General features: G+C 38.0%; 25 protein-coding genes and 5 tRNA genes. 19 read left to right on the top strand and 11 right to left on the bottom strand.

Annotation, left to right across the window (positions count from 1 at the left end; genetic code table 11):
• Window positions 1-158: 158 nt before the first annotated feature.
• From HF876_RS10800 to HF876_RS10775, 6 genes are all read right to left on the bottom strand, one after another.
• The gene (locus tag HF876_RS10800; protein ID WP_169360065.1) at window positions 159-845 is read right to left on the bottom strand and encodes a hypothetical protein; all 687 of its coding nucleotides are present in this window, start codon (window positions 843-845) and stop codon (window positions 159-161) included.
• 136 nt (window positions 846-981) lie between these two features.
• Window positions 982-1,052 (bottom strand) — tRNA-Gly (locus HF876_RS10795).
• Between the two features lie 13 nt (window positions 1,053-1,065).
• A tRNA-Phe gene (locus HF876_RS10790) sits at window positions 1,066-1,141 on the bottom strand.
• Between the two features lie 110 nt (window positions 1,142-1,251).
• A tRNA-Asp gene (locus HF876_RS10785) sits at window positions 1,252-1,327 on the bottom strand.
• A 3-nt stretch (window positions 1,328-1,330) separates the two neighbouring features.
• Window positions 1,331-1,407 (bottom strand) — tRNA-Met (locus HF876_RS10780).
• A gap of 193 nt (window positions 1,408-1,600) precedes the next feature.
• Window positions 1,601-1,693, bottom strand: a tRNA-Ser gene (locus tag HF876_RS10775).
• 437 nt (window positions 1,694-2,130) lie between these two features.
• Here HF876_RS10775 and HF876_RS10770 point away from each other — a divergent pair.
• Together HF876_RS10770 and HF876_RS10765 are read left to right on the top strand one after the other, a co-directional pair.
• On the top strand, window positions 2,131-3,663 hold the full coding sequence (locus HF876_RS10770) for a DEAD/DEAH box helicase (RefSeq protein WP_169360064.1): 1,533 nt from the start codon (window positions 2,131-2,133) through the stop codon (window positions 3,661-3,663).
• Between the two features lie 29 nt (window positions 3,664-3,692).
• On the top strand, window positions 3,693-4,469 hold the full coding sequence (locus tag HF876_RS10765; protein ID WP_169360063.1) for a YqhG family protein: 777 nt from the start codon (window positions 3,693-3,695) through the stop codon (window positions 4,467-4,469).
• A gap of 43 nt (window positions 4,470-4,512) precedes the next feature.
• On the opposite strand, the gene HF876_RS10760 is transcribed toward HF876_RS10765, so the two are convergent.
• A complete protein-coding gene (locus HF876_RS10760; RefSeq protein ID WP_169360062.1) occupies window positions 4,513-5,631 on the bottom strand; it encodes an NADH-dependent flavin oxidoreductase in 1,119 nt (372 codons plus the stop codon).
• A 155-nt stretch (window positions 5,632-5,786) separates the two neighbouring features.
• Between HF876_RS10760 and HF876_RS10755 the strand changes: the two genes are divergently transcribed.
• The 4 genes from HF876_RS10755 to HF876_RS10740 all read left to right on the top strand — a co-directional run bounded on the left by HF876_RS10755 (window position 5,787) and on the right by HF876_RS10740 (window position 8,913).
• Entirely contained in the window at window positions 5,787-6,488 is a 702-nt protein-coding gene (locus HF876_RS10755; protein ID WP_169360061.1) for an HAD-IA family hydrolase, read from the top strand.
• The gene (locus tag HF876_RS10750; RefSeq protein ID WP_169360060.1) at window positions 6,469-7,221 is read left to right on the top strand and encodes a YqjF family protein; all 753 of its coding nucleotides are present in this window, start codon (window positions 6,469-6,471) and stop codon (window positions 7,219-7,221) included. Before HF876_RS10755 ends, HF876_RS10750 begins: the two co-directional genes overlap by 20 nt.
• A 21-nt stretch (window positions 7,222-7,242) precedes the next feature.
• Window positions 7,243-8,178 carry an MBL fold metallo-hydrolase gene (locus HF876_RS10745; RefSeq protein ID WP_169360059.1) on the top strand — a complete coding sequence of 312 codons (936 nt, stop codon included), beginning with the start codon at window positions 7,243-7,245 and terminating at the stop codon, window positions 8,176-8,178.
• Between the two features lie 273 nt (window positions 8,179-8,451).
• Complete coding sequence (locus HF876_RS10740; protein WP_169360058.1) at window positions 8,452-8,913, top strand: hypothetical protein; 462 nt, start codon at window positions 8,452-8,454, stop codon at window positions 8,911-8,913.
• Between the two features lie 90 nt (window positions 8,914-9,003).
• Here the strand turns inward: HF876_RS10740 and HF876_RS10735 are convergent, their stop codons facing one another.
• Window positions 9,004-9,396: an SLAP domain-containing protein gene (locus HF876_RS10735; protein ID WP_169360057.1), complete on the bottom strand. Its 393-nt coding sequence runs from the start codon at window positions 9,394-9,396 to the stop codon at window positions 9,004-9,006.
• 136 nt (window positions 9,397-9,532) lie between these two features.
• Between HF876_RS10735 and HF876_RS10730 the strand changes: the two genes are divergently transcribed.
• Complete coding sequence (locus HF876_RS10730) at window positions 9,533-10,507, top strand: macro domain-containing protein (RefSeq protein ID WP_169360056.1); 975 nt, start codon at window positions 9,533-9,535, stop codon at window positions 10,505-10,507.
• Between the two features lie 271 nt (window positions 10,508-10,778).
• Here HF876_RS10730 and HF876_RS10725 read toward each other — a convergent pair whose 3' ends face one another.
• The gene (locus HF876_RS10725; RefSeq protein WP_169360055.1) at window positions 10,779-11,003 is read right to left on the bottom strand and encodes a sulfurtransferase TusA family protein; all 225 of its coding nucleotides are present in this window, start codon (window positions 11,001-11,003) and stop codon (window positions 10,779-10,781) included.
• A gap of 18 nt (window positions 11,004-11,021) precedes the next feature.
• Window positions 11,022-12,077, bottom strand: coding sequence for a YeeE/YedE family protein (locus HF876_RS10720; protein ID WP_169360088.1), 1,056 nt, complete (start codon window positions 12,075-12,077; stop codon window positions 11,022-11,024).
• Window positions 12,078-12,285: 208 nt separating this feature from the next.
• On the opposite strand from HF876_RS10720, the gene HF876_RS10715 reads away from it, so the two are divergent.
• The 8 genes from HF876_RS10715 to HF876_RS10680 all read left to right on the top strand — a co-directional run bounded on the left by HF876_RS10715 (window position 12,286) and on the right by HF876_RS10680 (window position 20,030).
• Entirely contained in the window at window positions 12,286-12,942 is a 657-nt protein-coding gene (locus HF876_RS10715; protein WP_169360054.1) for a vWA domain-containing protein, read from the top strand.
• Between the two features lie 93 nt (window positions 12,943-13,035).
• Entirely contained in the window at window positions 13,036-13,983 is a 948-nt protein-coding gene (gene hemH, locus HF876_RS10710; protein WP_169360053.1) for a ferrochelatase, read from the top strand.
• 461 nt (window positions 13,984-14,444) lie between these two features.
• Complete coding sequence (locus tag HF876_RS10705; RefSeq protein ID WP_169360052.1) at window positions 14,445-15,113, top strand: GntR family transcriptional regulator; 669 nt, start codon at window positions 14,445-14,447, stop codon at window positions 15,111-15,113.
• Window positions 15,114-16,316, top strand: coding sequence for a CaiB/BaiF CoA transferase family protein (locus tag HF876_RS10700; RefSeq protein WP_169360051.1), 1,203 nt, complete (start codon window positions 15,114-15,116; stop codon window positions 16,314-16,316).
• A 1-nt stretch (window position 16,317) separates the two neighbouring features.
• Window positions 16,318-17,223, top strand: a complete 906-nt coding sequence (locus HF876_RS10695; RefSeq protein ID WP_169360050.1) for a hydroxymethylglutaryl-CoA lyase — start codon at window positions 16,318-16,320, stop codon at window positions 17,221-17,223.
• Window positions 17,223-18,248, top strand: coding sequence for a TRAP transporter substrate-binding protein (locus HF876_RS10690; protein WP_169360049.1), 1,026 nt, complete (start codon window positions 17,223-17,225; stop codon window positions 18,246-18,248). Before HF876_RS10695 ends, HF876_RS10690 begins: the two co-directional genes overlap by 1 nt.
• Window positions 18,249-18,261: 13 nt before the next feature.
• Window positions 18,262-18,759, top strand: coding sequence for a TRAP transporter small permease (locus HF876_RS10685; protein ID WP_169360048.1), 498 nt, complete (start codon window positions 18,262-18,264; stop codon window positions 18,757-18,759).
• The gene (locus tag HF876_RS10680; protein ID WP_169360047.1) at window positions 18,756-20,030 is read left to right on the top strand and encodes a TRAP transporter large permease; all 1,275 of its coding nucleotides are present in this window, start codon (window positions 18,756-18,758) and stop codon (window positions 20,028-20,030) included. The genes HF876_RS10685 and HF876_RS10680 overlap by 4 nt, the downstream gene beginning before the upstream one ends.
• Window positions 20,031-20,115: 85 nt before the next feature.
• Here the strand turns inward: HF876_RS10680 and HF876_RS10675 are convergent, their stop codons facing one another.
• Entirely contained in the window at window positions 20,116-20,481 is a 366-nt protein-coding gene (locus HF876_RS10675; protein ID WP_169360046.1) for a DUF2188 domain-containing protein, read from the bottom strand.
• Between the two features lie 163 nt (window positions 20,482-20,644).
• Here HF876_RS10675 and HF876_RS10670 point away from each other — a divergent pair, with 163 nt between their 5' ends.
• The 4 genes from HF876_RS10670 (at window position 20,645) to HF876_RS10660 (ending at window position 22,696) form a co-directional block, all read left to right on the top strand.
• Entirely contained in the window at window positions 20,645-21,265 is a 621-nt protein-coding gene (locus HF876_RS10670; RefSeq protein ID WP_169360045.1) for a histidine phosphatase family protein, read from the top strand.
• The gene (locus HF876_RS18885; RefSeq protein ID WP_240949729.1) at window positions 21,262-21,426 is read left to right on the top strand and encodes an alpha/beta fold hydrolase; all 165 of its coding nucleotides are present in this window, start codon (window positions 21,262-21,264) and stop codon (window positions 21,424-21,426) included. Before HF876_RS10670 ends, HF876_RS18885 begins: the two co-directional genes overlap by 4 nt.
• Before the next feature lie 4 nt (window positions 21,427-21,430).
• Window positions 21,431-21,976, top strand: coding sequence for an alpha/beta fold hydrolase (locus HF876_RS10665; RefSeq protein WP_346764066.1), 546 nt, complete (start codon window positions 21,431-21,433; stop codon window positions 21,974-21,976).
• Window positions 21,977-22,048: 72 nt separating this feature from the next.
• Entirely contained in the window at window positions 22,049-22,696 is a 648-nt protein-coding gene (locus HF876_RS10660) for an SIMPL domain-containing protein (protein ID WP_169360044.1), read from the top strand.
• Window positions 22,697-22,716: the final 20 nt, after the last annotated feature.

Here is a 22,716-nt window from a genome sequence, read left to right as displayed (position 1 = left end):
AACAGTTGTAAGAGTTTAGCTCTTCTTTTTTTAAAGACTCATTCTGTTTCCTTATAAACAAAGTAATCAAAATCAGCAGGGATGCAGACGTATCCTGACGTTATAAAAAAAATACATCTTCAATGAGAGATTGCTCCAATTGAAGATGTATATAAAATTTAGATATCTATAATATCATCGTATCCGACCATTTTATCCATATGACTGGCAATCATAGCTATAATAGTACTTGCCTCATCCTTAGTAAATGTAAAAGTACTCTCGTCCACTAGCTCTTGTTCAGTATCAGTCCAGCTGCGGTTTCTTCTGCGAAGAACACCATCACCATTGGCACTGTCTATTCCGAATTGATATGTTACTTCCATTTTATCATCTATTAAAAATGCAGTGATTTCAGGAGTTTCCCATTCTACATCAATTTCCTCTAGCATAATTTCGTCATCATCGTCATCGTCATCATCCTCATCATCGATAACGTAATCGTCAAGTCCATCTTCCTCATCCATGTAGATCCATTCAATATCACTATCGTCTTCCAGAAACTCGTGGAAGCTTTCATGAACTGCTTCTATTATATCCGTAATATCATCTAACATTATTCTGGTTGGCTGGTTCAACTGAACGTCAAAGCTTTCCACATAAAATTCTTCATTGTAAGGGTCAAAAAGTATAGTGCAAAAATAGTCTCGTTCTTCCTCATCCGTACTAGTAACAAAAAATTCGATTCTAGGATGCTTAGAGGCACGATTAATATTCATATGGCCGACTTGGTCATATTGCTCGCAGATCGAATTCAAATGATCCTGTAGTTCCTCTGTTACTCTGTCAAACCATTCTGTAGTCATAGTCATTACCGCCTCTCATCATATTCTTCTACTATCTTATCCCAATCTGGTCTTTTTATTCCTAGGATGAATAGAGAATAAAAAAGCGCAAAAAAAGACCTATTGATCTTTGCATCAATAGGTCTTTTTCATATGAAGCGGGTGAAGAGAATCGAACTCTCATCATCAGCTTGGAAGGCTGAGGTTTTACCACTAAACTACACCCGCATATTAATATAAATGGTGGCTCAGGACGGAATCGAACCGCCGACACAAGGATTTTCAGTCCTTTGCTCTACCGACTGAGCTACTGAGCCTAAATCTCATTAAGTAAATCAAGCTTAGTGTCTCATAGTCAGTTAAGTATAACACAAATTATGTTTGTTATATCACTTAGTTGCATAGGAACTGCTTGCTTACAAAAAAATGGCGGTCCCGACCGGGATCGAACCGGCGATCTCCTGCGTGACAGGCAGGCATGTTAACCGCTACACCACGGGACCATTTGGTTGCGGGGACAGGATTTGAACCTGTGACCTTCGGGTTATGAGCCCGACGAGCTACCGAACTGCTCCACCCCGCGACAATATAATTGTTGAAATTTAAATCAACTACGCTCCAAAGAAAGTAAGACACCTGCTTCGGCTGCGCCTGCATCGGTGTTAATCGTCATCTTCGTTTGACGATTTGCTCCACCCCGCGACAATATAATTGTTGAAATTTAAATCAACTATTCTTATATTATACTACATACTTTAGAGAAATAATATAAAAAATGGAGGAGGAAGAGGGATTCGAACCCCCGCGCGGTATGACCCGCCTGTCGGTTTTCAAGACCGATCCCTTCAGCCGAACTTGGGTATTCCTCCGTAAAATGTTACTTCTAAAGCAACAAGACAAGATATAATATACCATGTCTAAAAAAAATATGCAACCTCTTTTTTCTGATAGAAGACATTTTAACCTATCTTTGGTTGTGTTCCTCTCAAATGACACATTCTTCTACACCTAGCAATTAGAAGATGTAAAGTCCAGGTGGTAATCTTTACGAAAAGTCATTTTAACATTCCATTAATATCGAGCAAATGATTAAATCTAATAATAATCGGTCGGTTCCGTTCAATAATCGGTTGGTCAACACAAATAATCGGACGGTCCCACTACACATTTATGAGGAATTACGAAGACTTGTATACTTTAAAGGTTCATTGGAAAATTCTTTTTATAGTAATATTCTTCAAAAAAATCATACACACCTCACATTTGGGCAATCTAAGAAAAATGATTTGCTGTGAGGTGTTTTTTTATGTTGATTGAAAGATCGTCTTCCTGGAAGGAAGGCTTTACAAAAAGATTAGAAAATGAAGAGCCATGGGATAATTGGAATCTTTATAATATGAGTTATGACATAGTAAAAAATAATTTGATTACAGAGTTTACGGGACTTCAGTCTCCAAAGTATTTACCAAATCTTCAAGCATTAAACCATCAATTAGAGGTTGCTCGAACAGTGATCGAGCGGATGAATGGAAAGGCAATCTTAGCGGATGAGGTAGGTCTTGGTAAAACGATTGAAGCAGGCTTGATATTAAAAGAGTATATGGTGCGAGGACTAGTAAAAAAAGCTTTGATACTTGCCCCTGCTTCCTTGATTAATCAATGGGTAGAGGAGATGAATTTTAAATTTCATATACCTGCCATTCCATACAAAAAGAGTTATTCCCTTGACCACAATGACATTGTCATCATGAGCATGGATACAGCTAAAAAAAGTCCGCATAAAGAGCTTATATATGCTCAAAATTATGACATGATCATCATTGATGAGGCACATAAGCTGAAAAACCATAAAACGAAAATATATGAATTCGTCCAGGGGTTGAAAAAGAAATTCTGCTTGTTGTTAACAGCTACGCCTGTTCAAAATGATGTATTTGAGTTATTTTATCTTGTTTCTTTATTGAAGCCAGGTCATTTGGGTAATTACGAGACATTTCAGGAGTCGTTTTCTGCAAGTAAGCATAGCTTAGAGCATGATGAGTATTTAAGAGAGCTCGTCAATCAGGTAATGGTAAGAAATAGAAGGCAGGATACAGGGATTGAGTGGACAACTCGTCAGGTGAAAATCATTCCAATCGAATTTACGAAAGAGGAAAAGGAAGTCTATGAAATGATTTCCGATTTAAAAAATGTTTCCTCCGTCTTTTCTGGTGCTTTTTCTATGATAACACTTCAAAAGGAAATGTGTAGCAGCAAGGAAGCAACTTGTTTGACGCTTAACAACATGGTTGAAAAGTGTACGAATCAAGAAGAAGTTACTTATGTACAAAGCTTGATGGAAAAGCTCATGTCTCTAGAGGTAAACTCGAAGGCGGAGAAGGCTTATGAGATTATTGCTGAGGCAGATGACAAGGTCATTATTTTTACCGAATATCGTGCAAGCCAAATTTATCTGCAATGGTATTTAAGTACAAAAGGAATTTCGAGCGTTTTATTCAACGGGAAGTTCAATAAGAACAAACGTGATTGGATGAAGCACTTGTTCAAGGAACAGGCACAGGTATTAATAGCTACTGAATCGGGTGGAGAAGGGATTAACCTTCAGTTTTGTCACCATGTAATCAATTATGATCTTCCATGGAACCCAATGAAGCTGGAGCAACGAATAGGGCGTGTCCATAGGTTAGGGCAGGAGCATGATGTCCATATTTATAATTTAGCTATTCAGGACACTATTGAGCAGCATATTCTAGATCTGCTGTACACGAAAATCGATGTATTTGAAAAAGTAGTCGGTGAACTGGACGATATATTAACGACCTATAAAAAAACAATATAGTACAAACAGGGTAGGGAAGGAGGGTATGCATGTACCCAAAACAAGTTCACGACTTTTTACTTCAATTTTTTAAAGAAAATAATTGTCCTATTCTAAGCGAAAATGACCATTACGTTGTTGTCCAATTAACAGAAGAGATGGATAAAAAGCTGATGAACCGTCCGTATTATTGGCAGTATGTAGAAGCAACTGGCACTGAGCCAAGTCCGATGCAGCTTACCTTTATCACAGATAAAACAAAGCTAAAGGAAGACGTCAAGGGAGAGGTTATTCACTTTGGCTCCAACAGGCTTAGTCAAATGTTCAAGGCGGTCCAAGACCTTGGCTCCTTCGTCCATATGTACGAAAAAGTTAAAAGTGATACGCAAGTGATCTTTACTCCATGGCTTGGGGTAAACTACAAGGTGACCTATTATAGTGATCAAACGAAGGAAACGTTCTATTCTCTAGGGATAAACCTAATGACAGGAATTGTTCGAGAGGATTTCCACGAATCGATAAAAGAGATTAGCTTCGATGTGGCTATGCCTGACAATGTTTTTAACCTGCCTTATATTATAAAGCCTTTACGTGGCTTAGAGCGTCTGGATGCAATCATTGATGGAGTAATTGCTAATGACGATCATACTTGGGCTGAAGAGGCAAAGGAACGTTTACGGAGGAGTCTGGAAGTTCTGGAGTATTTCTATGACGGTGTGGAGGACAAGCCTGAATGCTATGAGATGGAAAAAAAGGCTCTTGAGGAACAGTATGCAGCTCGCGTGGGAATAGAAATTATTAATGGCGGTCTGTTTTATATGAAGTGAAAAATGGCTCTAGAGATTTAATCTCCGGAGCCATTTTTAAATATTAGTCGGCTACTTTAAACCAACCCTTCACTTGCATGATTTTATCCCATAATGGATTAGGGATATCTAACTCCTCTTTTTTGCTTACATAAACAGCTGGGAAGATGGAGTCATCCTCTCCTTTTTCCATTTTAGAAAACCACTCGGGGTCAGTTACTAATGCGCGCCCGATTGCAACAAGAGGTGTAACCTGTAATGCTTTTTCAATGTCTTCTCTAGATTCCAAAGTTCCAACACCAATCACAGGTACCTTGTCGCCTATCGCCTCCTGAATAAGTTCAATACGTGGTGTAGTATCACTTTCGTCTCTATTAGAAGATCCAAAGAAGTGTCCGAGAGACACGTGAAGATAATCAAGGTCTTTTTCAGCCAATACACGTAACAGCTTTAATGTATCATCCATTGTGAATCCTGGATCCTGATATTCCTCTGGAGAAAAGCGATAGCCTATTATAAATGGCTCCTTTGTATACTGCTTAGCAGCAGTTTGAACCGCTTCTACAATTGCCAACGGAAATGTCATACGCTTCTCTAGGTCCCCACCCCATTTGTCAGTTCTACGATTGGAATGTGGAGAGAAGAACTGATGAATTAAGTAAGTGTTCGCCCCGTGGATTTCTACTCCGTCGAAGCCTGCTTCAATGGCTCTACGGGTTGCTTCTTTAAAAGAGGCAATGGTCTTTTCAATCTCTTCCTCTGTCATTTCTCGTGGTACTTCTGCATTGTCGCGAGGTGCTGCAACAGCACTTGCAGATACTGGTTGTTCACCGTTTAACACCCTCGAATTCGATTGTCGTCCAGCGTGGAAAATCTGAAGGATCGCTTTTGCTCCATTATCTTTAATAGCACTAGCCAGTTTCTTGAGGCTAGGTATTCTCTCATCCGATTCAGCACCTATTGAATACTCAAAACCAGCACCAAGTGGCTCTGCATAAGCGCAAGCGGTGATAACTGCACCAATCCCACTCTTAGCACGTCGAGCATAATATATCAGTTCATCTTCTGAGACATCACCATTTTTCTCTGAAGAATAAGTAGTCATGGGAGCCATTAAAATTCTATTTTTTAATGTAACCCCTGATGGTAAAGTGTATGCATCGAACATAGAAATATTTTCCATTAAATAACATCTCCCTTATATTAAGTCACCTATACTTATACCCTAAAGGAATACTCTTCAAAATCAAAATAATTGGCTTGAAATCTCATCAAAGGAAGGTTTTTACTTGTTAATTGTAGAAGATTATCTATGACGCATTAGGGGAGGGAAGCTATGTGATTCAGGCTGTGTTATTTGATTTGTATGAGACACTGATCACGGAATGGGAAATGGGAAAAAGGAAAGCAAGTTATTCTGTAGAACCACTTGGTTTGGAGGAATCGATTTATAAAAGGGGATGGCATGCGAGAGTTAATGACAGAATGGATGGAACATATCCTGATCACCCAAGCGTTTTGAGAGAGATATTGAAGGAGGCAGGTTTACCTATTGATGAACAGGCCATCCAGCTAATACATAATGACAGGGCATTCGTTAAGTCGGTAGCCTTTAAGCATATTGATGAAACTATTATAAGTATGCTAGAAAATCTGAAAGCTATGAATATAAAAATGGGTCTCATAAGTAACTGTACATCAGAGGAGATAGAAGGTTGGTTTACTTGTGTGTTGCCAGCTTATTTTGACGACGTGGTGTTCTCTTATCAAGTCAAAGCGCGTAAGCCGAATCAAGCAATTTATCTAACTGCCTGCAACAACTTGAATGTAAATCCTAAGCAATGTTTATTTATCGGAGATGGTGGCTCCGAGGAGCTAAGGGGAGCAAGTGAGGTAGGAATGAGGCCATACCAGGCCACATGGTTTTTACCCTCAAGTGCTCCTAATGAAACTTCAGAATTTCCAAAGTTAAGAAAACCTATGGAGGTAATAGAAGTTGTACGAAAAGAGGAGGAGAGCTATGGAAGCCAAAAAAGGTAAGTGGGATGCTAGTCACAGGTCTTGGCCATTACCTAAACTGCCATGGACAATGACTCAGACATGGAATGATCTGTTATTTGCACATTACCCTATCGATATAAAAGTGTTAAGAGAAATTGTACCAAAAGCACTTCCTTTGGATACGTATAATGGAAAAGGATGGATTGGTATCGTTCCCTTCCATATGACAAATATCAGGTTGCGTGGGACGCCGAGGGTACCCGGCACAGATAGTTTTGCAGAATTGAATGTTCGAACGTATGTCATAATCAATGGGAAACCAGGGGTATTCTTCTTTAGTCTGGATGCGGAAAATTTATTGGCGGTAAAGGTGGCTCAAACTGTATACCGTTTACCATACATGCATGCTGAGATGAATGTATCAAAAAGTGAATCATTTATCGAATATAAAAGTAAGCGTCGACAAGGAGTGGATGCCAGATTGGAATGTAGATACCGTCCTACATCAGAAATATTCTATGCAGAGAGAGGAAGCTTTGAAGAATGGCTCACAGAGCGCTACTGCTTATATACGTTAAGTAAAAAAGGGGATCCGCTCCGTTGTGATATTCTTCATCCCCAATGGCCGTTGCAACAAGCAGAGGCAGAGTTTCAGGTAAATACTATGCTGTCCGAGCAGGGGATACAAGTAGAGGATAATTTACCAATCTTGCATTTTTCCAAAAGTATAGAGGTTCGGATGTGGCCATTAGTATCCGCGATGAATGACTGATAGAAAAAAGGAGGTAATAAAATGAATAAATATCCACTTCGGTTAAACGAGAGAATATCTTTAATAGACATTTTGGATATGGGATTAAATGAAAGAACAGGTACATATGTAATTCAGGAAGATGAATTGACTATAGTAGAGACTGGACCAAGCCCCTCTGTAAAACATGTGAAAGAAGGCTTACAAAAACTTGGCTTCCCCTTAGCAGATGTTAAATACATTATTTTGACCCATATCCATTTAGACCATGCCGGTGGAGCAGGTCTGCTTCTCCAGCAATGCCCTAATGCAACAGTAGTAGTACATCCTAAGGGTGCTAGACATTTAGCAAATCCAGAGCGTCTTATAGCAGGTGCAAGAGCTGTATACGGCTCAAATTTTGATGACTTGTTTGATCCTATCGTAGCGATACCAGAGGAAAGACTCTTAACAAAGGCTGATGGAGAAACATTAAAAATTGGAGAAGCTTGTACTTTGACCTTTTTAGATACACCTGGTCATGCCAATCATCATTTTGGTATTCATGATCCAATTAGTAACGGGATGTTTGCTGGGGATACGGTGGGGGTCCGCTACGAGCAGCTGGCCAAAGATGGCGTAGATTTAGTGCTGCCTTCCACCTCCCCTAACCAATTCGATCCAAAGGCAATGCAAAAAGCTATAGAGCGATTCCAACAGATGGGCCTAAGTTACATTTACTATGGTCACTTTGGAGTGACTGATAATGCCGCTGCAGCTCTAGCACAGGTTTCAGAATGGCTTCCGCTTTTCGTTGAAACGGCTAAAGACGTCCAAAGAGAGCATAAAGATCATAGGGAACTAGCCAATAGACTCGAGGCATTAGTGAAGGATCATTTAAGAGGGCAAGAGATTCCAGATAATCATGAAGTCTATCCATATATCCATGGTGATTTAAGGGTTTGCGCTATGGGGTTGATGGATTATTTAGGTAAGTAATATCAAAAATATTATGATTGAGTTTGAAATAGGGACAGAACAATGTAAATGAGATATACAGAGATAGATTACTATTTTAGGGGAGATAATATGTTTAGCATATTCAAAACTAAATGTTCCATTTGTCATAGAAAAGCAGGTCCTTATCGTTTGTTTCAAAGTCCAGAGGGAAAGAAAATGAAGCTTTGTTATGGCTGCTCTGAATATGCTGCAAGACGTGCATATAAAAAGTTGTCATGAATTCTATGAGGTTAGCAAGAGTGGAGGATTTTATTGAAGAAGAAAAAAATAATTTACATTGTTTTAGGATCTCTCCTTTCAGTTTTGCTATTTGTATGGGAATCTCTCTATCTATATGAACGATTATTTGAGGGAGAGTATTATCATCATAAAGATGGGGTAACAATTGAGGTGACAAATTCAAGTGACCAAACAGTAAAGGATTTAACTTATTATTTTACAGTAGTGCCGCAGGATTTGGGTAGAATTTCAAGTCTAGCTCCAGGAGAAAGTGAAATTTTATACACTCCGCGAATCAAAGAAACGGGAAATGACCGAAGTTTATACTTTGAATATCCTTTAAATAATTCCTCGTTAGTAGAAGAGTCTTTGCTTTACTTAGGCTCCTTCAACCCTAAAAAGGTAGTAATTGAATTAGAAATAACAGACGTAGACGAGAAGGGTAGCATTTCATATTATGTAAAAGGTTACGAGGATCTGTTTGGTCCATTTTGATGCTCGTAAGCGTCTATCGATAGGAGTTTTGATTAAAATATAACGCTATTTAAACTTTACGCTGGGTAAGGTTTAAATAGCGTTATATTTTCAAGTGGATTTTGGTCCTTCTATACGTAGATTTCCTTCTAGTGAAGGTATTTCTTCAACATAATTATGAGTTGGAAATATAAAGGTCCAAGGCATACTTGTTTCAGGAGGAAGTGTAAGCGCTGGTACCGTAAATACATGTTCAGCCACTAGCTCATTCTCCATCGTATAGACTAATCTAGTGTTGTTAAAGGCTAGCTCCTGGCTGGTGAAATTATGGATCAGGACAGTGGCGAGAAATTCTTTTTTATGATTAATTGCAACTCGGATAGGAGAGAAAAGAATATCTTTGTTTACATGGTTTTTGGTTCTTCGAAAAATACGTTCAATTTGTTCTCTATCCTTGGCTGCCACTGCTTTATTCCAAGATGGTTCAAATTTTAGCTGCTGCATGTTATAAACCCCCTCTTGTGTAATTTTAACATAAGAGACAGGCTCATTATGGAAATGGACTACTGTTCAATCTGCCAAGTATTGTCTATTATTTAAGTTAATAGATATTAAGTGCGAGGGGAAGGGGATAAGTAGAATGCCTTTAGAAATTGTTCGAAATGATATTACGAAAATGCAGGTAGATGCTATTGTAAATGCCGCTAACCGAGATCTTCAAAGGGGAGGCGGTGTGTGTGGAGCAATCTTTCAAGGTGCGGGATCCGGTGAGCTACAAGAGGCGTGTAATAGGATTGGCAATTGTCCCACAGGTGAAGCTGTCATAACGGACGCGTATCAACTAAGGGCAAAATATATTATTCATACAGTAGGACCGGTATGGAGAGGGGGTTCTCATAAAGAAGAGGAGCAGTTGAAGGATTGCTATAAAAACTCGTTAAACTTAGCGTTGTCTCATGGCTGTGAATCAGTTGCGTTTCCGCTAATATCCTCTGGTATATATGGTTACCCAAAGGAGCAGGCGCTACAAGTGGCTGTTTCAACTATCAGCTCTTTTCTTATGCAGCATGAAATACTTGTATATCTTGTGGTGTTTGATAAAAAAGCCTTTCAACTAAGTGAGAAATTGTTCAGGTCTATTGAGGAATTTATTGATGAGCACTATGTCGAGGAAATGGACATAAGTTTCGGCACAAATAGAAGAGAGGCATATGAGCTAGAGGATTCGATGGTGTTGCAATCTAGCCAGAATTTACAGGAAATGATAGAACATATGGATGAATCATTCTCTGAAAGGCTTCTACGCCTTATAGATGAAAAGGGAATGACGGATGTAGAAGTTTACAAAAGGTCTAATATGGACCGTCGACTTTTTTCGAAAATAAGAAATAACAAGGACTATACTCCGTTAAAAAAAACGGTAGTAGCCTTCGCTATTGGTCTACAGTTAAATTTACAGGAAACAAACCAGTTACTAGAAAAGGCGGGTTATACCCTGTCTAGAAGCCATAAATTTGATGTTATTATTGAATACTTTATTCAACAACACAACTATAATATATTTGAAATCAATGAAGCTTTGTTTAGTTTTGACCAACCCTTATTAGGCACATAAACAAGAAAAGAGTAAGCGCCTATCTCTGCCCCGACAGGCAAATGGGCAAATACGAGGAGGCAGCTCCTCAGCCACCACAGTATTTTCCCATTTGACCCCGAGGGACAAGGCGCTGAAGCTAGACAGATAGAAAAGTGTAAGCGCCTATCTCTGCCCCGACAGGCAAGCCACCGGAGCTAGTCATCAATTTATCGACAGGTTCAGTACTTTATAATTCCTAAACAACAAGAAAGGGACGACCCAGACTAATGTCTGGATCGTCCCCATTTTATTATTTCTTTTGAACAGTAATTGTCCAAGCCGCATCACTTAGCTGCTCGTAGTTAGTAATTGTGTGACCCTCTTCTGCTGCCCAGCGAGGGATGCTTTCAGTTGCTTGCGTACAGTCAAATTCAATTACAAGCTCGTCACCTGAGCTCATTTCTGCGATAGCCTCTTTTGCTTCTACTAAAGGGAATGGACAAACCATACCCATAACTTCTAATACTTGTTTCATTTCAAAATCTCTCCTTTTTTATGCAGTTTTTACACTTGCTTTCATTGCTTTATTCTTTTTACGTCCACGGACAAAAACGAAGTATACAGCCGTCCATGTACCTAAAATCATAAATGCTAGAGCAATCCAGCCCTGCCAAGTCATCATGGCAGTCATTACTAAACCATTCCCAATTGAGCATCCGCCTGCTAAACTAGCACCGAAGCCCATTAAATTACCACCAACAAAGCTATTAATACCAGTTTTAACATCTGGCATTCTGAAACGGAACTCGCGGCTAGCTTTTGCTGCAATAAATGATCCAATGAAAATACCAAGGACTAAAAATACACCCCAATTGATAAATGCTGTGTCTCCAGTTGTTAAGTATTGAAGGATATTAGCTGATGGAGTGGTAATCCCTAGACCACCAATACGTCCTGTAGCAACGCTTAATGGCCAAGCTAATACTGCAATAGCCCCAATTAAAACTGCAGTTACAAATGGGTGCCAGCGTTTTTCAAACAAAATATGTGCCAATCCAGTTCTTTTTGGCTTTAAAGATGGGATAAAAACTTTTGGTTTTGTAACTTCTTTATAAACGATCCATCCTACTACTGCTACTAGAATACCTATTAAAATCCATACGTTAATTCCAAGTGTTTCTGGAATGGAGTTAGATGGTAGCTGAGAAGAACTTATTTTATTGTTTAAAGGTACTAAAACCCCAGTTTTCATAATAGCAGCCATTAGCATATATCCTGCTAAGGCAATCCAGCTCCCGATTAAACCTTCACCAGCACGGTACCACGTCCCTGTCGCACAACCACCTGCTAACACAATACCAATACCAAAAATGAATGATCCTATAATTATTGCAACTAATGGTAGAGTACCGGCATTAAATTCAAACACGCCTAACTCTATTAATGTATACACACCGACACTTTGTACGGCAATTGCTATTAATAACGCATAAAACATGCGATTGTCTTTTGTTAAGTACATATCACGGAAACCGCCAGTCAAGCAAAATCTGCCTCGTTGCATGACGAATCCTAATAACGCCCCACAAAATAAACCTGTAATGAGCATTTGTATCACGTTTATCCCGCCTTCTCTTTAATTCTTACTAAACTGATAGGATTATATTACATTGGAAAAGTAAATATGACAATAATTTTGCTTAAAAAAATAATCGCCAATATGTGGAATAGATAATTGTCGCTTTTCAAGCGACCTTTTACATTGTCTCAATTGATATTATTCATTTGTAAACAAAAAACAAATGGGGGTTAACCTAATGAAGAAGAATGTAACGGAGTTAGTATTTATCTTGGATAAGAGCGGTTCAATGGCTGGATTAGAGGCAGATACGATAGGAGGATTTAATGCGATGCTTGATAAACAGAAAAAGGAGGAGGGAGAGGCTATAGTTACAACGGTGTTATTTAGTGATAACTATGAATTATTACATGACCGGATAAATGTTAAAGGGGTATCACCTATTACTGAAAGGGACTATCAGGTAGGGGGAATGACCGCATTACTTGATGCGATTGGGTCATCCATACAGAAAATAGGGAATACACAAAAGAGAACAAGCTATGAAGAGCGTGCCAATAGGGTGCTCTTTGTTATTACAACAGATGGGATGGAAAATTCAAGCTGTGAGTACAATTATGAAAAAATCCGCTCCATGATTTCATATCAGAAGGAGAAATACGGTTGGGAATTCATATTCCTCGGTGCTAATATTGATGCAATTGCAACTGCTGCTAACTTTGGGATTGCAGAGGAGTTTGCTGTTAAATACTATGCGGATAAAGAAGGGACGCGCTTGAATTATGAATCAGTTAGTGATGTTGTTTCCTCTTATCGTAATGGAGCAAAAATAAATAAATCGTGGAAAAAGGGAATAGAAACCGATTACGCGAGTCGCAAGCAACATCGAAAATGATTCATATAATAAGGTTAGTCAAAAGCGACTGACCTTTTCTTTTTTTTAGTTAGTGGACTACTGGCATGTAGTTTTCCAAGGGTGTTGAATTAGATGGGAGTTGAAAGCACAATGATTGGTATTATTTTTTATGCGTATGGAGCTCCAAAATCGATAGATGATTTGCCCGATTTTTTTGCCCACCTCGTACATGGGAAAGAAGTAACCACAAAGATGATTGAGGACTTTGTAAAAAGATATCGTGCGTTTGGATCGAATGACCCATTAGGTGCACATTCCGCGCGAATTGCTCAAGGTCTAGAAAAATTATTGAATAGCCACTCAAAAGCAATCAAAGTATACAATGCCTACAAGCACACTTCTCCGTTTTTAGAAGAGACACTCCAAAGAATGTTAGATGACCAAGTGGAAACAATTGTTACTTTTTCAGTTAACCCTATATTTTCACCCACTGGCGCTGGTGTGTATCAAAAAGAGGTAGAGGATTTACTTGCAAAATCAGGAGTTAATAAAGAACTTATTCATATAAAAAATTGGAACACGCATCCAGCCATTATTTCCGTTTATGGCGATCGAGTGAGACGTGCCTTTAGATGGCTTCCTGCACATGGGCAAGAAAATGCATTTGTATTATTTACGGTTCATAGCCAGCCGCTTAATCCGAAAGGAAATGATAAATATATTGAACAATTTCAAGCAATGGCTCAGGCAGTAGCGAGTGAAGCAGGTATATCTAACTGGATGTTGTCTTATCGCAGTGCCAGTAGTAAGGTTGGCTGGCTTGGCCCCGATGTGAAGGATATCATTCGATCACTAGTAGAGGTGGGAGCTCGCGGATTTGTAACATGTGAGCTTTTATCTGTCGTGGCAGACATGGAGTCATATTTTGAAATCGGGAGAGATGCCCAACTTGTTAGTGAGGAGCTAAAGGTAGATTTTGTCCGTGCAGAGTTTCCAGGTGATTCATTTGATACCGTAAATGCATTAGGGGAGATAGTGAGGGAGCAACTAACTATGAAAATTAAGAGAATAAAAGATTAGTGATAATCTGGCGCTTTCCGTGTGGTGAGCGATAAGCCACTACCATCGCTTCCGTGCGTTAGTGTTGTCTTATCTGTCTCACTCATCTCCCTAAAATAGCCCTTTTTAAATCAATAAATCAATAAAACAAAAACCATTAAGGTAAAAGTAATAATGAAGAAGGATGTTCAAAGTTTATAATTGCTATTGGATTAATAGTAATTAATAAAATTTTTTATCAGTATATATTTCCAAAGTATCGTCCGATAAGACTTTCTGTTTATTGCGTTTGTTGTGATTTCTCCATCTACCACAAAATATTGAAATAAAGTTTGTGTTTTATTTGGCTAATCGGTTATAAATAAATAGCTAAATATAATAATTCATTTAACGCTAAAAAATATATTGACTATTTAAAGTTTTTTGATTATTCTTTAAAATATGAAAGTTGTATACAGTCTACAATTAAAACGGGAGGGGTAATGTTGTCGACAGGTATAAAAAAAAATCCGAATTTAAAGACCCAAGTTTATAACTACTTGAAAAATCAAATCATGACGGGAAAGTTAAGGCCGGGTGAAAGATTAATAGAAGAGAAGATATCTAACGATTTAGAAGTTAGTAGGAGCCCAATTAGAGAATCGATTAGAATGCTTGAGAAAGATGGACTTCTGAAAGTAAAAAAAACAGGAGGAGTTACAGTAGTAAAACCCACTATGCAAGATTTTCAACATATGTATGAATGTCGCGTAGAAATGGAACCGCTTTCATCTTTTTATGCCGCGAAGAGAAGGTCATCAGAACAATTAGAGACGATAAGGGCTGCGTTGCTTAAAGGTAAAAATTTTGAAATTGGTTCAACTAGTAAAGACGATGAGCTTTTGAATTTTCATGAGGCAATTGTTCAAGCTAGCAATAACCAATGGCTGATTAGTATGGTTTCTCACCTAAGAGGTATTAATGGTTTTTATAGAAAGTCCATAATAGAGGAAAATCCTTTTCATGTTGAACAAGCTTATATAGAACATCAAAAAATATTTCAAGCCATTGTAGATCAAGATAGCGAAGGTGCTTGTAAGTATATGAAAATCCATATTGAAAGCGATTACAATTTATTTATGGAATTATGTAGAAAAAAAGAGGTGAAATAATTGTCGTCAAAAAAACCGTTAGAAGGAATTAAAGTATTGGAATTAGGCAATTTAGTGGCTGCTCCATTTGCGGGGAAATTGTTTGCGGAGTTTGGTGCAGAAGTAATAAAAGTAGAAGAACCTAAAAATGGGGACCCTTTAAGAAGTTGGCGGGTGATGCATGAGGATACTTCCGTTTGGTGGTACGTACAATCAAGAAATAAAAAGTCGATTACTGTAAATTTACGTGAGTCTGAAGGACAGGATATAGTTCGAGATCTTGTGGGCAAAGTGGATGTCGTTCTTGAGAACTTTAAACCAGGAACTCTAGAAAGATGGGGGTTAGGCTATGAAGACCTTAAAGAAATAAATAAATCAATTATTATGACGCGAATCTCTGGGTACGGTCAGACCGGACCGTATAAAGAAAAGGCTGGATTTGGAAGTGTTGCCGAAGCAATTGGAGGTTTGAGGTACTTGACTGGTTATCCAGATTTACCTCCAGTCAGAGTAGGGATAGCTTTAGGTGACTTGATAGCTGGATTATATGCTGTAATTGGTACTCTTATATCGCTCAGAGCTAGGGATAATCACCCTTTAAAGAATGGGCAACTAGTTGATGTAGCTCTCTATGAGTCTGTTTTTAGTTTACTAGAGGGAATTTTACCAGAATACGATTTAACAGGGGTTGTTAGAGAGAGAACAGGTAGTACGCTTCCGGGAATAGCACCTTCCAATACATATATGTGCAAAGATGGAAAGCACATAGTCATAGGGGGAAATGGGGACAAAATTTTTCAGAGATTAATGAAAGCTATTGGTAGAGAAGATATAGCAACCAACCCTTTGTATTCAACTAATCAAGGACGCGCAGATAATGTAGAGTTTATTGATGGTGCTATTGAAGAATGGACAAGGCAACTCCCATTAAAAGAAGTGCAAAATATTCTCGATAATGCATCTGTTCCGGTAGGGCCGATTTATGGAATCAAGGAGATTATTGAGGATGAGCAATACATTGCTCGCGATATGTTACAAAAAATTGAAATACAAAATGGCGCAAAGGTTTTAATGCCTGGAATTGTACCCAAGCTCTCTGAAACTCCTGGGAAAATTGAGTGGAGTGGACCTAAACTAGGGGAGCATAACGAAGAAATTTATACAAAATTTTTAAATATGTCAGTGGAAGAGTTCAAAACATTTAAAGAAAAGGGAGTGATTTAATATGACCGATGTGAAAATTATTGACGTCAGTCCTCGTGATGGACTACAAAACGACTCTAAAATTATATCGGTTGAAGAAAAAGTTGAGTTGATTAATAGATTACTAAATGCAAGGGTTAGCTCTATTGAAATTACTTCATTTGTTCATCCTAAAAAAGTTCCCCAGATGGCGGATGCAGAATTGGTTGTCCAAGAATCAGCAAAATTAGGAAGTTTTGAAGCAATTGCATTGGTCCCGAACTATAAGGGATTTCAACGACTGAAAGAATTCAACCTCTCAGAAATAAACTGGGTCAGTTCAGCAACAGAGACATTTAATCAAAAAAATATTGGCTTCACGATTGAAGAGAGTTTGAAGCAATTTAAATTAATAAAACAGGAAGCTAAACAAGCGGGAATTAAGACTAATTTTTCAATTGCTGTTAGTTTTGGTTGTCCTTATGAAGGAGATGTGGATAAATCAAAAGTTGTTGAATTAGTGGAAAGAGTAAAGGAAATTGGGGTAGATCGGATTACTATTGCAGATACGATAGGTATTGCAACACCTAACCAGGTAAAAGCCCTAAGTGAGGAAGTTTTAGGTATTGTAGGTAATACAGATGTAGCAATTCATTTACACGACACAAGAGGTCTTGGACTGGCAAACGCCTACAGTGCTTATGAAGCGGGTATTCGCATTTTTGAAACAGCGGTTTCTGGAATTGGTGGATGTCCCTTTGCCCCAGGTGCGGCAGGTAATTTAGCGACAGAAGATTTAGTTTACTTATTTCATCGAATGAACATTAGCACAGGCTTAGATTTAAATGAATTGATAAATGCAGCAGATTTTGCTGCAAGTTTATCTTCGAAGAACCCATTGGGACGTATTAGGCATATCGAGAGAAATATTATTAAGGAGGAAATATAATGAAAAGATTGTGGAAAACTCTTTCTTTTATCACTATAGTAACTTTACTATTATCGGCATGTAGTTCTAGTGATGGAGAAACTAAGGCAGTCAGTTCAGATGTAAAAGGATTTGAAGAAACAACAATTCGCTTAGCCTATAATTTGCCTGCAGATCATCATGTGGCAATAGGTATTGAACAATTTGCAAAAGATGTTATGGAAAAATCAGGTGGCGCTATAAAAATGCAAGTTTATCCATCTGGTCAGTTATTAACTGATAAAGAGATGAACCAGTCTATATTAACTGGTGGTGTAGAGATGGGAGTAAATTCTTCAACTCTTTGGGCAAGTACTGTCCCTGTAATGGGGGTATTTGATGTGCCTTATGTCTTTAATGACTATGAAAAAACAGGAGAGGCTCTAAATGGTGAATTTGGGGACAAGCTTCGTACTGCTATGGAAGATAAAGGTGCAAAGGTGCTAATGTTTGCTGATTATGGATTTGCTCAATTTGCAAATAATAAACGTCCTTTAAAATCTCCAGAAGATTTTAAAGGGCTAAAAATTAGAAGCATAGGGGATATTCCTTCTGAAATGATAAAGGCTTATGGCGCTTCGCCGGTATTTATGGGTGGGGGAGAAGTGTACATGGCACTACAACGTAACACAGTTGACGGAGCAACGTCTGGCACAACTGCCATGGTTCAAAGAAAATACGACGAGGTAACAAAATACTTAACTATTAACAATTACGCCTATCTTGAATTTATTCTAGCTGTTAATAAAAAGTTTTGGGACGACCTTCCTGTAGAAACGCAAAACTTACTAACTGAAACTGCACAGGAGACTGAAAAATGGATCCGTGATAAAGCGCAATCTGAAGATGAAAAAACAGCTAAAGAACTAGAAGACAGAGGTATGGAGGTATATAAAGTTCCCGAGGAAGACCTAGAGGAATGGAAAGAAGCAGCTAAACCTGCTTGGGAGGCATTTTTAAACAATACTGGTGAAGCAGGGAATGAACTTTTAGACTTGGTTCAATAAAGGGGGAGAACTTATGAAATCACTTTACGAACTCTCCGATAAGTTGATAAAAATAGGGGCCTATATTGCAGGTTTGCTAATAGTGTTAACAACTTTTATGACATTCTTTGAAGTTATTTCTCGATGGTTATTTAATAGTCCTACCATTTGGGCGACTGAACTATCAACATACTCTATTATTGGAAGTTGTTTCTTGGCGAGCGCTTATGCAGTGAGAACTTATTCTCACATTACCGTCGACATCCTAATCAATAATGTTAACGATAAATTTAAGAAAGTGCTTGCCTATTTATCAAATGCAATGGGATTAGTATTTAGTGTTATTTTTACTTATTATGGATTCCATCATGTGCTCAATACTTTTGAATTAGGGATTACCTCTTCATCTTTATTAAGGATACCAATGTACCTACCGGAGTTGTTTTTACCGGTAGGAGGTGCCTTGATGTGCATAGCCTTTATCTTGCAGATAATAGATGGTGATATTCACAGGGGAGGGGAACATATTTGAATATTTTCTTTATTGGTGGACTAGGAACGTTTTTACTTCTGGGGCTCCCTGTGGCATTTGCTCTTTCATTACTCGCTGTAGTAGGAATGTATATATTTAATGGTGGTACTTTTGCATTTATGCAAGTGCCAATTATCTCTTATAAGGCTCTAGATGATTTTTCATTAACAGCTTTGCCGATGTATGTATTAATGAGTCAAATATTGTTAGTAAGTGGAGTAGGAAGAGATTTATATGAAATGGCTAGCAGATGGTTTCGTCACTTACCGGGAGGACTTGCAATTGCAACACTATTTTGTTGTGCAATTTTTGCAGCTATATCAGGTTCGAGTGTTGCTACTGCAGTAACAGTAGGCTCGGTAGCTTTACCTGAAATGGTTAAGAGAGGATATAATAAGAGACACGTCCTTGGTATGCTAGCCGCTGGTGGTACTCTAGGCATTTTAATACCACCCAGTGTTCCGATGATTATTTATGGCTCTGTAACTGGTGAGTCAATTGGTAAGCTTTTTATAGCTGGAATTGTTCCAGGGATAATATTAACTATATCTTTTATGATATTTGCTTCTTATCAAACACGTCATATCAAAGATAAACCAGCTACTTGGGCTGAAAGAATGGAAGGTACTAAAACAGCTATTTGGGGCTTGTTGTTACCAGCAATTGTAATAGGGGGTATTTACACTGGTATTTTTACGCCTACTGAAGCTGCGGCTGTGGGTGTAATGGTTAGTTTTGCAATATCGTTGTTTATCTATAAAAATCTTACTCTAGTCAATTTTAAAAAGATAATAATTGAAACTGTAAAAACTAATGCAATGATTTTATTTATTATTGTTGGGGCAATGTTATTGGGTTACATAATGACAATTTTAAATATTCCTCAAACTATTACAAATTATGCTACAAGCCAAGATATTTCACCATGGATTATATTTTTATTAATCAACATAGTATTGCTAGTATTAGGTATGTTTTTAGAAACAATTTCTATACTGGTAATCACTTTGCCTATCTTATATCCTATAATTCTAGCGTTGGGCTTTGACCCAATTTGGTTTGCTATTATTATGGTTATAAACATGGAGCTTGCTCTTATTTCTCCTCCAGTTGGTTTGAATTTATTTGTTTTAAAGGGAATAGATCGAACTAATAGGATAGATGAAATTGTTAAAGGAGTAATTCCATATGCAATAATTATGATAATGGTGATAGTTGTTTTATCTATTTTTCCGGAAATATCCACTTTTTTAATTAGTGATATAGAATAATATCTTTTTTTCTACATTACAATGTAAATACTGGAGAGCAAGACAAAAAGAACTTCAGGCCCTTGAAGTTCTTTTTGTCTTCTTCCTATTCATATAAGGTACTATCTAACTCCCCATCTTCCTGATATATAGAAAGAATTCCATTGTGGTCATTGACATATGGCTTTGCCTTTTCTAATAAAGCGGCCTTGGTATCTTCAGTGAAAATAGCTCGTTGTCCATCCTCTTTAAGTAGTACCCAGTCGTTTTCCCGAGCCTTTACTTCATACCTCGGTCGATTACTGCTATCCCCGTTAACAGCTTCTCGGGCTTGTGCAGTAGCAATTGCAATTGCCCTACCTTCATCAGTATCGTCTCTTAATAATGCATTCGCAATTTCAATTGCCTTTTCTCGAACATCCGGCTCAAGATTTTTCATTGAAGCTGGATAATCATTTTTACTCCACGGCATATCTATCGCCTCCTTGGCTAAGAAATTCCCCGAAACAAATCAAAATAAACATCCCGTACTGAAATAGTAAATTATTTTCAAGGAAAATCTTATTATTCTTTTCGTGAAGATACTCATTCGAGTATAATTATTTATATACTTTCCAATATTTGGAGTGATTTGAGTGGAGTTATTAATTATTAGACATGGAGAATCGGAAGCTGATCTGCTAGGTGTGCATGAAGGTAGAGCGAACTTTCCTTTAACTGAGTTAGGTATTGAACAAGCTAGTAAGATGGCTATATACGTAAAGAGTCATTTTCCACCAAACGTTATATTGTGTAGTCCTCTAAGTCGTGCAAAGAGTACTGCGACTATTCTACAAAGTAATATAGGCTGTGAGCTGTATGAGGAGTCTGACTTAATGGAGTTTAATAACGGAGTGCTCGCGGGTTTACCTCGAGGAGAAGCAGCTATAAAATACCCTCTACCTAAAGAAGGAAGACCAATTTATATACCAATTGAAGCTGGAGAATCCGAGTTAGCGTTTCGTTACAGAGCAGAATACATCCTTCGCAAAATAATAGAAGAATACAAGGATTATCAAAGAGTAGCAATTGTGTCACACGGCGGCTTGATCTCTAACCTTATTAAGGCGTTTCTACAATTGCCAGTTAACAGTGACTATATTTTCCCTACGGGAGACACGGGAATTCATTTACTAACCATTGAACAGGACAAGCGTATCATCAGGTTTTTAAATAGACTGGAGCATATAAATATCGAAGAAGAGGTGATTAAATGATTTTACATACATCCATTCAGGGGAGCGGTGAACCACTCTTATTTTTGCATACCGGCTTACAAACTGGAAATACAGACTTTCAATACCAGCAGAACTTTTTCAAAGATAGCTATAAAGTGTTTGCCCCAGATTTAAGGGGGACATGGTCAGTCGCCTTCTGATGATATTGAAAACTTCTTTTTAGATTCCGCGAAGGATTTATTGGAAACCATCAATCATTATCAGCTGAAAAAGATTCATTTGGTTGGATGCTCACTGGGTGCAATTGTAGCTGTACAATTTGATAGACTTTTTCCGGAGCGAATTCAAACACTCACTATTTCAGGCATGATGCCAGTTAAACCGGACAACTGGCTGGATTTGCATATGCAGGATGTAAAAACTCAGGGACAGATTTTATGGAACAATGATTTTATAAACTATTTCAATGAACTACATTCTTCAGATTGGAGAAGGTTTATTTACTTGGGGAAAAAAGAGGACTGGTATCCTTTTGAAGATATGTTAGCTATGTATCACTTCGAGTTCCCGGTCCTATACATAGTTGGGGAAATAAATATGCATGAAACAGTAGGGGCAACCATTTATCCGGAAGAGAACAAACATATTCACGTTGCTGTTATCCCTTTTGCAGGGCATTTAGTACATGAAGATCAGCCTGCTATTTACACCGATATAGTAAAAACCTTTTTAGAGTGCTCCCACAGTTAAATTATTATTTTAAACAAGTTTTTTGGCCAGCAAGCATATGCTAACTATATATGCGATATGGAAGGGGATCTTATGTATTTAAACGCGTTACATCCTTGTCCTCTCATTCGGACGATCTCTGTTAATGGGGAAGGCTCAATTACTGTTCCACCGAATTATGCGTTGTTACAAATCGAAGTTACTACGGAAGGCAGCGAGGTTGAGGAAGCCCAGCAAAGAAATGCAGCAATTATGAATCAGGTCATTCAATCCATACTAGAGCTAGGTATACCAAGAGAAAATATACAAACAGCTGCATATAATATTTTTCCGCGATATGATTTTGTAGAGGGAAAACAGGTTTTCAGGGGATATGAAGTGACTAATACCATTTCGGTAAAAATACCTGATGTAAGCATGGTAGGAAAAGTGATTGATACAGCAGTCAGAAATGGTGCAAATCGAATTTCTTCTCTTGAATTCAGATTAGAAAACGAAGATGCCTATTATCAAAGAGCTCTTAGTAAGGCTTTAATAAATGCACAATTAAAGTCAAATACAATAGCAGAAACAATGAGGCTTTCAGTTTCACCACAAGTTATAGAGGTAGTGGAAGAAAAAGAAGGAAGTCCGATCGTACCATATAGAGCGATGTTAATGGAATCATCTACAGGAGCAACCCCAATAGAACAAGGTGTAATTACGATAATAGCTAGAGTCACAGTTAAGTTTCAATACTAATAAATAATTAATATTGTGTA

It is taken from the genome of Psychrobacillus sp. BL-248-WT-3, from assembly GCF_012843435.1.
In the GTDB taxonomy this organism is placed as follows: domain Bacteria; phylum Bacillota; class Bacilli; order Bacillales_A; family Planococcaceae; genus Psychrobacillus.
This window is presented reverse-complemented; position numbering and strand designations above follow the sequence as displayed.

Bases quoted from the DNA above. Each gene is read 5' to 3' on its own strand.
- HF876_RS18885 (WP_240949729.1), top strand. From the start codon at position 21,262: ATGATTTTACATACATCCATTCAGGGGAGCGGTGAACCACTCTTATTT.
- hemH (WP_169360053.1), top strand. From the start codon at position 13,036: ATGGGAGTTGAAAGCACAATGATTGGTATTATTTTTTATGCGTATGGA.
- HF876_RS10745 (WP_169360059.1), top strand. From the start codon at position 7,243: ATGAATAAATATCCACTTCGGTTAAACGAGAGAATATCTTTAATAGAC.
- HF876_RS10750 (WP_169360060.1), top strand. From the start codon at position 6,469: ATGGAAGCCAAAAAAGGTAAGTGGGATGCTAGTCACAGGTCTTGGCCA.
- HF876_RS10660 (WP_169360044.1), top strand. From the start codon at position 22,049: ATGTATTTAAACGCGTTACATCCTTGTCCTCTCATTCGGACGATCTCT.
- HF876_RS10765 (WP_169360063.1), top strand. From the start codon at position 3,693: ATGTACCCAAAACAAGTTCACGACTTTTTACTTCAATTTTTTAAAGAA.
- HF876_RS10675 (WP_169360046.1), bottom strand. From the start codon at position 20,481: ATGCCGTGGAGTAAAAATGATTATCCAGCTTCAATGAAAAATCTTGAG.
- HF876_RS10760 (WP_169360062.1), bottom strand. From the start codon at position 5,631: ATGGAAAATATTTCTATGTTCGATGCATACACTTTACCATCAGGGGTT.
- HF876_RS10770 (WP_169360064.1), top strand. From the start codon at position 2,131: ATGTTGATTGAAAGATCGTCTTCCTGGAAGGAAGGCTTTACAAAAAGA.
- HF876_RS10735 (WP_169360057.1), bottom strand. From the start codon at position 9,396: ATGCAGCAGCTAAAATTTGAACCATCTTGGAATAAAGCAGTGGCAGCC.
- HF876_RS10715 (WP_169360054.1), top strand. From the start codon at position 12,286: ATGAAGAAGAATGTAACGGAGTTAGTATTTATCTTGGATAAGAGCGGT.
- HF876_RS10690 (WP_169360049.1), top strand. From the start codon at position 17,223: ATGAAAAGATTGTGGAAAACTCTTTCTTTTATCACTATAGTAACTTTA.
- HF876_RS10695 (WP_169360050.1), top strand. From the start codon at position 16,318: ATGACCGATGTGAAAATTATTGACGTCAGTCCTCGTGATGGACTACAA.
- HF876_RS10800 (WP_169360065.1), bottom strand. From the start codon at position 845: ATGACTACAGAATGGTTTGACAGAGTAACAGAGGAACTACAGGATCAT.
- HF876_RS10730 (WP_169360056.1), top strand. From the start codon at position 9,533: ATGCCTTTAGAAATTGTTCGAAATGATATTACGAAAATGCAGGTAGAT.
- HF876_RS10720 (WP_169360088.1), bottom strand. From the start codon at position 12,077: ATGCTCATTACAGGTTTATTTTGTGGGGCGTTATTAGGATTCGTCATG.
- HF876_RS10685 (WP_169360048.1), top strand. From the start codon at position 18,262: ATGAAATCACTTTACGAACTCTCCGATAAGTTGATAAAAATAGGGGCC.
- HF876_RS10725 (WP_169360055.1), bottom strand. From the start codon at position 11,003: ATGAAACAAGTATTAGAAGTTATGGGTATGGTTTGTCCATTCCCTTTA.
- HF876_RS10705 (WP_169360052.1), top strand. From the start codon at position 14,445: ATGTTGTCGACAGGTATAAAAAAAAATCCGAATTTAAAGACCCAAGTT.